Raw genomic sequence first — 10668 nt, forward strand, 5'->3', positions numbered from 1 at the left:
ATGGGTCTATCTGCTTAATTCTTGTGCCCAGACATGGGGCAGACTCCGGACGGGCAGACTTTGAGGCGGATATGAGCTTCCACTTCGGCGCGGAAATGGTTGAGCACATCGCGCAGCGGCGTTCCGGCCGTTTGGCCCAGGCCGCAATTGGAAAGCTGGGTGAGGCTGTCGTTCAGCGTGCGCAATTCTTCCAGGTCTTCCAGTTTGCCCACGCCGTTGGCGATGTTGGTGAGAAGGGTGTAGGCGCGCTGGTTGCCGATGCGGCAAGGGGTACATTTACCGCAGGATTCGACTCGGAAGAAGTTCACAAGAACCTTGGCCAGGTCTACCACGCAGGTATCTTCATCGCAGATGAGCAAAGCCCCCGAACCCAGGGCGACGCCGGCTTTGGCGAAGCTGTCGAAGTCCATGGGCGTGTCTTGAAGGCTGGCGGGAATGATGGAGCCGCTGGAGCCGCCGGTTTGGGCCAGCTTGAAGGTGCGGCCGGGTTTCATGCCTTTGGCGTAGATGGCGATGACTTCGCGCAGGGTGATACCCATGGGCACTTCGATGAGGCCGGTGACGTTGACATGGCCCATGATGGTGTACACTTTGGTGCCGGGGCTGGAGGGGGTTCCGATGGCCTTATACCAGGCGGCGCCTTTGCGGAGGATGGGCGGGATGTTGGCCAGGGTCTCCACATTATTGACCAGGGTGGGCATGCCCCACAGGCCGTTGGTGGTGGGGTAGGGCGGGCGCGAACGGGGTTCGCCGCGTTTGCCTTCGATGGATTCGATGAGGGCGGTTTCTTCGCCGCAGATGTAGGCCCCGGCGCCGGAATGTACATGTAAATGGAAGCTGAAACCGGAGCCGAAGATGTTATCGCCCAGGAAGCCCATTTCTTCGGCCTGGTGAATGGCGGTGCGCAGGCGCTCTTGGGCCAAAACGTACTCGCCGCGGACGTAAATGTAGCCTTCGCTGGCGCCGACGGCATAGGCGGCGATGAGCATGGCTTCGATGATGGAATGCGGGTCACCTTCGAGCACCACGCGGTCTTTGAAGGTGCCGGGTTCGCTTTCATCGGCGTTGCAGACCACGTATTTCTTGGCGCCTTCGGCTTTGGCCACAAAGCCCCATTTCATGCCGGTGGGGAAGCCCGCGCCGCCGCGACCGCGCAAGCCAGAGGCTTTGACTTCGTCAATCACCTGGGCGGGGGTCATTTCGGAGAGCACTTTGCCGAGGGCTTCGTAACCATTGTGGAGCAGGTAATCTTCAATGTTGGTGGGGTCGATGATGCCGGCGCGTTCGAGGACGATGCGGTTTTCGGCGGGGAGGGTGCCCTTGCGGGCGGAGAGCCAGGCGATGCGGCCGGAAAGCTCACGGGAGGAGGCTTGCAGTTCAGGAACCACGCGGCCTTTGTACAGATGTTCTTCTACGATGCGCTGAACATCTCCGGGCTTGACGGGGCCGTAGATGACGGCTTCGGGATAGACGATGACCAGGGGGACGGCGTCGTGGCGGCCTACATCACCCACCATCGAAAGGGAAATTTCATCGGCGATGCCGAGGGCGCGAGTTTGTTCTTGGAGGTTGCGAAAAACATCCTGTGCGCCGGATTCAAGACTTTTGGTGTCGCTGGATACCAGAACCATTGAGCGATAGGGTTTCATATGGATCTCCTAATTGTAGCGCGCCAGAATGTCGGGGATTTGCTGCGGGGTGACATTGCCGAAGATTTCATTGTCAATGATGAGGACTGGACCGACCCCACAAACACCCAGGCAGCTAACGGTGATCAGGCTCCATTTTCCGTCCGGCGTGGTTTCGCCGCCGCTGATTTTGAGCTCATCTTGTAAGGCCTGCCAGACTTCCCTGCCGCCCACCACATGGCAGGGGGCGCTTTCACAAAACTGGATCACGTGGCGGCCGAGGGGCTTGGTGGAGAGCATTTGGTAGAAGGTGGCCACGGAGTGGACACGGCTTTGGGGCATTTTCAGCCGTTTACTCACTTCTTCCAGTGCTTCTGGAGGGAGGTAGCCAAAAGACCGATTGACTTGATTCAGGATGGGGATCAGCTCATCCGGGTTTGAATCAAACTGCTCTACGGCGGTTTGAACAGCGTCGAGCAAACGAGAGTGGCGATCTGCTTCCATCGTCATGCGTATCCTCCAAGGCTTGGGAAAAGGGAGAGCGTTTTTCCGCAGCCGGAGCCTTTGGGGGGCATCCGGCTGCGTTCATTTTGCTGGTGATCTAGTGAATTTCGATGGCGTTGAAATTACACACCTGCATGCAGATACCGCAGCGAATGCAGATGTCGGAGTCGATGTGGTGGACGCTGCGGCGCTCGCCGGTGATGGCGTTGACGGGGCAGTTGCGGGCGCAAACGGTGCAGCCGGTGCAGGCATCGGGCTTGATGACGTACTCGATGAGGGCCTTGCAGACCTTGGCGGGGCAGCGCTTTTCCTTGATGTGGGCTTCATACTCATCGCGGAAATATTTCAGCGTGGTGGCGACGGGGTTGGGCGCACCCTGACCGAGACCGCACAGGCTGGTGGAACCCACTTCGCGGCACAGCTCTTCGAGGGTGTCAATGTCGCTTTCCTGACCTTTGCCGTCACAGATGCGTTCCAAAATGTCCAGCATGCGGCGGGTGCCGACGCGGCAGGGGACGCATTTGCCGCAGCTTTCGTCCTGGATGAAGTCCATGAAGAAGCGGGCGATATCCACCATACAGGTTTCGTCATCCATGACGACCAGACCGCCAGAGCCCATCATGGCTCCCGCGGAGCGCAGGGATTCGTAATCAATGGGGTAGTCGAGGTATTGGGTGGGCAAACAGCCGCCCGCCGGACCGCCGATCTGCACGGCCTTGAAGCCTTTGCCGTCCTTGATGCCGCCGCCCACATCGTAGACCACTTCGCGGATGGTGATGCCGAGGGGAACTTCGATGAGGCCGGTGTTAACCACATCGCCGGCCAGGGCGAAAGTTTTGGTGCCTTTGCTGGTTTCGGTGCCGAGGCTGCTGTACCATTCGGCTCCGCGCAGGACGATGCGCGGGACGTTGGCATAGGTCTCAACGTTATTGATATTGGAGGGCTTGCCCCACAAGCCGCGCACCGCCGGGAAAGGCGGACGAGGGCGGGGTTCGCCGCGGCGACCTTCAATGGAATTCATCAGGGCGGTTTCTTCGCCGCACACAAAGGCGCCAGCGCCCATGCGCACTTCAAGATCAAAGGAGAAGTCGCTGCCAAGGATGTTCTTACCCAGGAAGCCAAATTCGCGGGCCTGCTGGATGGCGACATTGAGGGTTTTAACCGCCAGGGGGTATTCGGCGCGGCAGTAGATGTACCCCTGCGTTGCGCCAATGGCGTAGGCGGCGATGGTCATGCCTTCCACGACGGCATGGGGGTCGCTTTCCAGCACGCGGCGGTTCATGAACGCCCCCGGGTCGCCTTCATCGGCGTTGCAGATGACGTACTTCACTTCGCCGGGATTCTGACGAGCGAACTGCCATTTTTTGCCGGTGGGGAAGCCCGCACCGCCGCGACCACGCAGACCGGATTGAAGGACTTCATCAATGACGCCTTCGGGAGTCATTTCGGAGACGACTTTTGCCAGAGCCATATAGCCGTCTTCGGCGATGTAATCTTCGATGTTGAAGGGATCAATTTTGCCGCAGTTGGACAGCACCACGCGCATTTCTTTGGGCTTGGGGGCGCCAAGCTCTTCATCCACGACGGCGCGCTTGGTTGACTGGAATTTCTCGACAACGCGGCCTTTGAGGAAGTGTTCTTCAACCAGGAAGGGGATGTCGTCGGCATTGAGGTTGATATAGTGAACCCCTTCAGGGTAGACCATCAAATCGGGGCCTTCAGAAGCGGGGTCGCCGAGGCGAGAGGTTTCCAGAACCTGGATTTCATCGATCAGGCCTTGATAGACCAGTTCGTCGTGCAGTGAGTCAATGATATCATGCGCACCTTTGGCAAGGCACTGCGGGTCCACGGATACCAATATATGCGATCTATAAAAAGCCATAGAAGCACCTTTTCTTTTGTAGAGTGAAACCACCCGGCCCCGCAGGCAAATGCCGCGGGCGGGGTGATTAGCTTTGGACGACGAACGCCTTCACGACGGAACCGCCGACGACGTGTTCGGCCATGATCTGGCGGGCAATTTCGGGGGTGACTTTGCCGTAGGTAACTTTTTCGCCTTCGCCCAGCGAAACCTGGACGATGGGTTCCATCGAATCCAGGCCGATGTTGCCGGTTTGGCGGACAACGATATCGGTGAGGTTGTGCTCTTCGATGTATTCAAGGATGGCTTTGAGGGTTTGGCGCGCGCCAGCGGCGATGCCGACGGTGCCCATGCCGACGACGATCTCTTTTTGCCCAGAGACGTTCTTGGCCTGGCGTTTCTTGAGCGCTTCTTCGCGGATGCGCTTCAAATCTTCGAGGGATTTCACTTTATCCATGATTTTCTCTCCATTTTGATGGTAGGCAAGTTCTTTTATTAGGCTTGGTTAATGTGGACCTGGCGCAGCCCTTCTTCGAGATATTCACGGACGAAACGCAGGACATCCGGTTCGGTGAGGGGAACGCCGTCCAACTCTTGTTTGATGGGCTGGTCGTCGAATACAAAGCCGTCTTGATCCACCTGCACATCGAACACCCAATGGACATGGGGGGAGCCGATGAGCAGGCTGAGGAAGGTTTCGGCCAGGCTGCCCAGGGGCATGCGGTCAATGTGGCTGAGCTGAAACTCAACCTCAATTGTGGTTCCGACCCCAGGGGCAGAGGTGATGGTGAGACCGCCGTTGCAGGCTTCGGCGGCTGCCTTGAGGAGGGGGATGCCCAGGCCCACCTTGCGGGTGGTGCGGCTGGTGACGAAGGGGTCAATGACGCGCGCGACCATTTCAGGATCCATGCCCTTGCCGTCGTCTATCACTGCCATGAACAGACGATCCGCGGCCCGGTCTTCGCGCACCTGAATGGTGATGTTGGAAGCCTGGGCGGAGATGCTGTTTTCAGCGATATCCAACAGGTGAAGGGCTAATTCTCTCAATTGTTCTCAGCCTTTTTTTGCAGCGGGTGGACGATTTGAGGGAATTTATTGGGGCGAATGCGGCCGACAACTTCTTCGTCCACGGTGATGACCGGGGCCTGGCTGCAGGCACCCACACAGCGGCACAGCTCCAGGGTGATCTGACCGTCGGGGGTGGTTTGACCGGGGTTGATGCCCAGCACTTGCTTGGCCTTTTCGATGATTTGGGGGACGCCGCCCACGTAGCAGGCCGTTCCCATGCAGAATTTGATGGTGTGGGCGCCGCGGGGGGTGGTGGTGAAGAAGGAATAGAAGGATACAACACCGTGCACGGTGCTGGGGGGGATTTGCATCCGGTTGGCGACGTAGAGCTGGATGGGCTCAGAGACGTACCCAACCTGCCCCTGAATTTCATTCAAGACGACCATCAAACCGCCGGGGCGGTCGCGGTTTTCATCCAGAATTCGATCAATTACCTCTTTGATTTCCGGTTTGGCGAGGGGATTGTTCCCCGTCTTCGGTTCAGCAGTATTCAACATGGTGTAACTCCGTTTCCCGTATTCAGGTAATATTTGTATAAAAATGGCACAGTACTACTTTACAGAGTCTAACGGTGACCTGTAGTTTGGGTCAATTATCAAATGTCACTATTATAACAGTCCTTTGTCTGTGTAGTGAAAATTGTCACAAATTAAAAATAAAGGTTCAAGCGAGCGGGAAAGGCATCAGCGGCTGCGGTTTTGGACTGTGCCTACGGGATGGGGGCGATTCTGACGCTGCGTCCTTCCAAATTTTGAACGGCTTTGCGGATTTCGGCGATGGTGGGGGCGGCAAGGGTGTAATGGGATGTGCCCAAAAAGCCATCCAGGCCGTGGACGTCGCCATTTTGGATAAGGGGATAGGCGGCGATTTGGGGGAAGGTCTCGCGGGCTTTTTGGGGGGTGATGTGGCGCGATATTTCGAGGGCGTCCACGGGCACTTCCACGGGGACAAAGCCCAAGATTTCCAGCAGGCCGAAGCTTTTGCGGTTCACATGGGCGGGGATTAAGATGCCGCCCAACTGATCTACCTGGGCCCAGGCTTGTTCGAAACTGAGGTCAGCAGAAGAAAGCAGCAGACGTTCTTCGCTGCGGATGAAGTCTCCGGTTTCATCCACCACGAACTGCTCGCCGAAGAAATCAGGGTTGTTGGGGATGTTGGGCAGGTGGGCGTCGACGATGGTCTGGAAGGCGAAGGTCTGATCAAGGGTGTCGAACAGGCAGAGGAGGTGCACCTCTTCGCGGGTTTGCAGCTCCATGCCGGGAAGGACGATCAGCTCGGTATCTTGAGCAGCTTTCATGACCGCCTGAATGTTGGCGGTGGCGTTGTGATCGGTGACGGCGATGAGCTGAATGCCCAGATCCAGGGCTTCCCGCACGATTAACGGCGGAATCATCTCAACTTGAGCGCAGGGAGAGAGAACGGTATGGACGTGGAGGTCAGCGCGGTAGGTTTTCACAGGCGCTGTCTTTGGGCAGGTTATCCGGCGCGCAAGCCGAGGTCCCACAACCGGCCGATGACATGGAAGCTGGGGTCGGTGGTAGCCAGCAAGGTGATGCCTTCCTGGTTGGCTTTGGCGATGGTGGCGGGGTCGGGCATGGCGCCTTCGGTGATGATGATGGCGGTGAGCTCCAGCAGGGCAGCCACGGCGACGATGTTGGAATGGGCTTGAAGGGTGACCCACACAGAATGTTTGGCGGCGCCGGACATGACGCAGCTGAGGAGGTCTGAGGTGTAGCCGCTGGAGGGTTCAACGGCGGCAAAATCCTGGGGTTCGGTGAGGACTGTGAGATGGAGTTCTTGGATGATTTGGGCGAGGTTCATGCGGCATCTCCTTGCTTGCTGGCATAGCCTTCACCAACGGTTTCGGCTTTATCGAGGAATAGTTTCATGCGGAGGCGGGTGCCTTTATCCAATGAGGATTCGAGCACCATGCTGTCGACACAACGGGCGATGTTGACCAGACCCATGCCGGCGCCAAAACCCAGTTCACGAATTTCTTCGCTGGCGGTGGAGTAGCCGGGTTTCATGGCCAGTTCAATATCTTTAATGCCGGGTCCGTCATCATAGGCATCAATGGAAATGCGATGGGGTTCAATTTCAACCCGCAGCACGCCGCCGTTGGTGGTGTGGATGATGAGGTTCATCTCGGCTTCGTAAATGGCGATGCCGCAGCGGCGGGCGATTTGGGGGCTGGCACCCAAACGGAGGAGGGCGCGTTTGATGTTGCCAGAAGCTTCGCCGCCGTGGTTGAAATCGCGGTGGCGGATGGTATAGCGCAGGATGAGGCTGGTGCGGTCGGAGATGATATCTTCGAACAGGTGGCTGGCGCGGTAGCGGCGGACTTCTTCGGCCTGGTAGTCGTGCTGCAAGGCGCGCAGCAGGCCGCGGGTGATATCTCCTTTGGTGAGGATACCCACCAGATGCTCGTTTTCGTCTAGAACGGGTAAGCGGCCGACTTGGGAATTGACAAAAACCTTGAGGGCCTCGATGACCGGATCGCCGGCTTTGACGGTGAGCGGGCTGGGGGTCATATATTTGCTGATATTGGCCGCCAGATCGGATGTGACCAGACAGCGGATCAGGTCTTCCATGCTGATGATGCCGACCAGCTGGTTGTTTAAAACAACCGGCGCGCCAGAAATGCGCGCCTGCCGGAAGAGATCTACCACGTCCTGCATAGTTTGATCCGGGGAGATCTTATGCATGTTGCTGGTCATCACTTCGCTGATCTTGAGCTCATAAGCCAGCTCTTCGGCACGGGTGATGGTCTCAGCGACTTCGTCGTTGATCAGGCGCCCTTTGTGGGGAGAGGTTTCTTCCATTATGCCTTTTTGCGTTTACTCAAGTTCTGAGGGACCGTCCGAAACGGAACGCTCCAACGAAGGAAGCCCTGCTCGGTGCAGCCGGCCGCAGAGTTCGAACATCCCAAAGGGGGAAGTGATGAGGGCGATGTTCTCTTCCTCGGCGAGATCAATGGTGACCTGGGGTGGATTTTTGCCGCGAACCAAAACGATGGCGGCGACGTCGGCCATAACCGAGGTGCGCACCACCTGGGGATTGCAGAGACCCGTCAGCAGCACCGCTTCAGGCTGAATGGAGGCGAGCACATCGCTCATCAAATCCGCGCCGCACCCCCCTTTGACTTCGCGGGAGAGATCGGCAGAGGTATTGATCAGATGGCCGTCAACAAGTTCGATAAGCTCTTGAACATTCATAATCACCTGTGAATGCAGCTAAACCGGTTTTCGCGGAATAATCCAACATAATCTTTATCATTTTACCTTAATTCCTGACGTGCGTGCTACTTAAACAGGGGTGCCTTTTGTCATACAATCGCCTGATTCTTGAGTCAATTGAAATCTGACACCCTACGGGCTTCCGAATTTTGGGTGGAAGTATGTTAAAATTCACGAAAACTGGCACGGGTGAGGTGTTTCATGAAAGCGATCATTCCCAGCGTGAAAGGTACCCGAGATTTTTACCCGGCGGATATGGCGGTGCGCAATTATTTGTACCGAACGCTGCGCACGGTGTCGGAGCAGTATGGGTATCAAGAATACGACGGTCCATTCTTAGAGCGAATTGATCTTTACGCCGCTAAATCAGGTGAAGAACTGGTGAAAGAACAGGCCTTTGTCTTCCCCGACCGCGGTGGGGATGAAATTACTCTGCGGCCGGAGCTGACGCCTACCCTGGCGCGCATGGTGGCTCAGCGGCAAGGTGAGCTGACCGTTCCGCTGCGTTGGTGGTCCTTTGGCCCGTTCTGGCGCTACGAACGCCCGCAGAAGGGACGCACTCGCGAATTTTTTCAATGGAATATTGACCTGATCGGTGTCAGTTCCCCTGAGGCAGATGCGGAATTGGTGGCGATTTGCGCTGAATTCTTTCGTGCGGTGGGGTTGAAACCCAGCCAGGTGCAAATTATGGTCAACAACCGCAAGCTGATGGATCAATCGCTGGCGGATTTGGGGGTGGGGGCAGAGCTTCGCCCGCGGGTGTTCCGTCTGGTGGACCGGCGCGATAAGATGAGCGCGGCAGATTGGGACGGCTACGCCCTGGAGATGGGGCTGGGCGCAGAGCAGTTGGCGGGTTTGAAGGCGCTCTTGGCTGACGGTGAGCTTTGGCGTAAGTCGGAGGACTTCTTGCGGTTCTTCGCGGTGTTAGACGCCCTGGGTGTGCGCGAATACGTGCGCTTTGACGCTCAGATCATCCGCGGCCTGGATTATTACACCGGCACGGTGTTTGAGGCGCGCGACGTGGACGGCGGTCGGGCGGTTTTGGGTGGGGGACACTACGATAATTTGGTGTCTGATGTAGGCGGAGACCCGCTGCCGGGAGTGGGTTTTGCGATGGGGGACGTGATGATCGGCGTGGTGTTGGAAAAATACGGGCTGCTGCCTCACAGCGGTGCATTGGAGGGGGCGGCGTTGGTGACGGTGTTTGACGGTGAGCGGCTGATTGATTCGTTCCGGTTGGCGGGCGAGCTTCGTCAGGCGGGGCTGCGGGTGGTGTGTTACCCAGAGCCAGCCAAGCTGCCCAAGCAGTTGAAGTTTGCCGATAAGATGGGCATCCGCTTTGCTCTGATCGTTGGTCCGGATGAGGCCGCGCAGGGACTGGTGACGATTAAAGATCTGGCCACCCGCACCCAGGAGACCACCGCGCAGGAAAAAGCAGCGGAGAAAATTGCCGAAATGCTTGCGAAGCCCGCGGCTGTGTGATAAAATCGCTCTTGTTGTGGTGGCTGTAGCTCAATGGCAGAGCATCGCACTGTGGATGCGAGGGTTGTGGGTTCGACCCCCATCAGCCACCCCTTTCTAATCAACTGGCGAGCAGTATTCGCCCAACTGCGCTCATGGTCACCATGAGCGTTTTGTGTTAAACCGGGGTGGGTGATGCACCCGGTTTGGCTTGTTTTTATCTTTTAGCCAGGGTATCATTAACGCATGTTCATGGATCCGAATCTTCCGTCCGTCTCATCCAACCCTATTGAACACGCTGCGGGTGTGCCGCAGCCCAGGGTGCGCATTTTGGTGGTGGATGATAACCTTCTGGATGTGCGCTTGTGCCAGCATATCCTGCAGCGGGCGGGGTTTGAGGTTCACAGCGTGACGGATCCGCGCATTGCCCTGGAGTTGATGACGCAGATGCCGTTTGATTTGCTCCTGGCGGATATTTACATGCCGGAGATGGACGGGTTTGAGTTGATATTGGAAGCGAAAAAGCGCCAATCTGAGCTGGCTGTGCTGGTGATGACCGGATCGAGCATGGTGGAAGACGCTATTCGTGCGCTGGAGCGCGGTGTAGATGGGTTGATCCTGAAGCCTTTTGAGGAAGGCCATCAGTTGGTTTCGGCGGTACAGCACGCCATCGTGGAAAGCCGCCAGCGCAAAGATGCAGCCAGGCTGCAAGTACTGCGGCCTTTGTTCTCGGCTACCGAGGCTTTGAATTCCGAATCCCATTTGGAAACCTTGAGCCGGTTAACTAGCCACCTGACAGTTTGAAAAATCAACAGTAAGAACATAGCAAAATCCGAAATGGAAGCGAGTTGAGAAGTTGACGATCAATATAACGCAATCCAATTTGAAAGATACTCAGATCACGACGATC

12 protein-coding genes and 1 tRNA gene are annotated in these 10668 nt (G+C 57.1%); 3 read left to right on the forward strand and 10 right to left on the reverse strand.

Annotated features, from left to right (window positions below; translation table 11 throughout):
* Positions 1 to 14: 14 nt before the first annotated feature.
* The 10 genes from nuoF (ADN01_RS05545) to ADN01_RS05590 form a co-directional block, all read right to left on the reverse strand.
* Complete coding sequence (gene nuoF / locus ADN01_RS05545) at positions 15 to 1649, reverse strand: NADH-quinone oxidoreductase subunit NuoF (RefSeq protein ID WP_062418199.1); 1635 nt, start codon at positions 1647 to 1649, stop codon at positions 15 to 17.
* Positions 1650 to 1658: 9 nt separating this feature from the next.
* Positions 1659 to 2138, reverse strand: coding sequence for an NADH-quinone oxidoreductase subunit NuoE (gene nuoE, locus ADN01_RS05550; protein ID WP_062418200.1), 480 nt, complete (start codon positions 2136 to 2138; stop codon positions 1659 to 1661).
* Between the two features lie 91 nt (positions 2139 to 2229).
* Positions 2230 to 4014 carry an NADH-quinone oxidoreductase subunit NuoF gene (gene nuoF / locus ADN01_RS05555; RefSeq protein WP_062418201.1) on the reverse strand — a complete coding sequence of 595 codons (1785 nt, stop codon included), beginning with the start codon at positions 4012 to 4014 and terminating at the stop codon, positions 2230 to 2232.
* Positions 4015 to 4081: 67 nt separating this feature from the next.
* Positions 4082 to 4450 carry a (2Fe-2S) ferredoxin domain-containing protein gene (locus ADN01_RS05560; RefSeq protein ID WP_062418202.1) on the reverse strand — a complete coding sequence of 123 codons (369 nt, stop codon included), beginning with the start codon at positions 4448 to 4450 and terminating at the stop codon, positions 4082 to 4084.
* Between the two features lie 38 nt (positions 4451 to 4488).
* On the reverse strand, positions 4489 to 5040 hold the full coding sequence (locus tag ADN01_RS05565) for an ATP-binding protein (protein ID WP_062418203.1): 552 nt from the start codon (positions 5038 to 5040) through the stop codon (positions 4489 to 4491).
* The gene (locus ADN01_RS05570) at positions 5037 to 5558 is read right to left on the reverse strand and encodes an NADH-quinone oxidoreductase subunit NuoE family protein (RefSeq protein ID WP_062418204.1); all 522 of its coding nucleotides are present in this window, start codon (positions 5556 to 5558) and stop codon (positions 5037 to 5039) included. Before ADN01_RS05570 ends, ADN01_RS05565 begins: the two co-directional genes overlap by 4 nt.
* Before the next feature lie 212 nt (positions 5559 to 5770).
* Complete coding sequence (locus ADN01_RS05575; protein ID WP_330218294.1) at positions 5771 to 6565, reverse strand: PHP domain-containing protein; 795 nt, start codon at positions 6563 to 6565, stop codon at positions 5771 to 5773.
* Entirely contained in the window at positions 6538 to 6882 is a 345-nt protein-coding gene (locus ADN01_RS05580) for a hypothetical protein (protein WP_062418206.1), read from the reverse strand. Before ADN01_RS05580 ends, ADN01_RS05575 begins: the two co-directional genes overlap by 28 nt.
* Positions 6879 to 7883: a CBS domain-containing protein gene (locus ADN01_RS05585; RefSeq protein WP_062418207.1), complete on the reverse strand. Its 1005-nt coding sequence runs from the start codon at positions 7881 to 7883 to the stop codon at positions 6879 to 6881. Before ADN01_RS05585 ends, ADN01_RS05580 begins: the two co-directional genes overlap by 4 nt.
* 15 nt (positions 7884 to 7898) lie before the next feature.
* Entirely contained in the window at positions 7899 to 8276 is a 378-nt protein-coding gene (locus ADN01_RS05590; RefSeq protein ID WP_062418208.1) for a DRTGG domain-containing protein, read from the reverse strand.
* A gap of 222 nt (positions 8277 to 8498) precedes the next feature.
* Here ADN01_RS05590 and hisS point away from each other — a divergent pair, with 222 nt between their 5' ends.
* The 3 genes from hisS (at position 8499) to ADN01_RS05605 (ending at position 10562) form a co-directional block, all read left to right on the forward strand.
* Entirely contained in the window at positions 8499 to 9779 is a 1281-nt protein-coding gene (gene hisS / locus ADN01_RS05595; RefSeq protein ID WP_062418209.1) for a histidine--tRNA ligase, read from the forward strand.
* Positions 9780 to 9798: 19 nt separating this feature from the next.
* Positions 9799 to 9870 (forward strand) — tRNA-His (locus ADN01_RS05600).
* A 140-nt stretch (positions 9871 to 10010) separates the two neighbouring features.
* Complete coding sequence (locus tag ADN01_RS05605; RefSeq protein ID WP_160318382.1) at positions 10011 to 10562, forward strand: response regulator; 552 nt, start codon at positions 10011 to 10013, stop codon at positions 10560 to 10562.
* Positions 10563 to 10668 lie beyond the last annotated feature (106 nt).

It is taken from the genome of Levilinea saccharolytica, assembly GCF_001306035.1.
GTDB classification, from domain to species: Bacteria; Chloroflexota; Anaerolineae; order Anaerolineales; family Anaerolineaceae; genus Levilinea; species Levilinea saccharolytica.

Excerpts from the sequence above, each read along its gene's own strand:
- nuoF (WP_062418201.1), bottom strand. The coding sequence starts at position 4,014 with ATGGCTTTTTATAGATCGCATATATTGGTATCCGTGGACCCGCAGTGC.
- ADN01_RS05590 (WP_062418208.1), bottom strand. The coding sequence starts at position 8,276 with ATGAATGTTCAAGAGCTTATCGAACTTGTTGACGGCCATCTGATCAAT.
- nuoE (WP_062418200.1), bottom strand. The coding sequence starts at position 2,138 with ATGACGATGGAAGCAGATCGCCACTCTCGTTTGCTCGACGCTGTTCAA.
- ADN01_RS05580 (WP_062418206.1), bottom strand. The coding sequence starts at position 6,882 with ATGAACCTCGCCCAAATCATCCAAGAACTCCATCTCACAGTCCTCACC.
- ADN01_RS05585 (WP_062418207.1), bottom strand. The coding sequence starts at position 7,883 with ATGGAAGAAACCTCTCCCCACAAAGGGCGCCTGATCAACGACGAAGTC.
- ADN01_RS05605 (WP_160318382.1), top strand. The coding sequence starts at position 10,011 with ATGGATCCGAATCTTCCGTCCGTCTCATCCAACCCTATTGAACACGCT.
- nuoF (WP_062418199.1), bottom strand. The coding sequence starts at position 1,649 with ATGAAACCCTATCGCTCAATGGTTCTGGTATCCAGCGACACCAAAAGT.
- ADN01_RS05570 (WP_062418204.1), bottom strand. The coding sequence starts at position 5,558 with ATGTTGAATACTGCTGAACCGAAGACGGGGAACAATCCCCTCGCCAAA.
- hisS (WP_062418209.1), top strand. The coding sequence starts at position 8,499 with ATGAAAGCGATCATTCCCAGCGTGAAAGGTACCCGAGATTTTTACCCG.
- ADN01_RS05560 (WP_062418202.1), bottom strand. The coding sequence starts at position 4,450 with ATGGATAAAGTGAAATCCCTCGAAGATTTGAAGCGCATCCGCGAAGAA.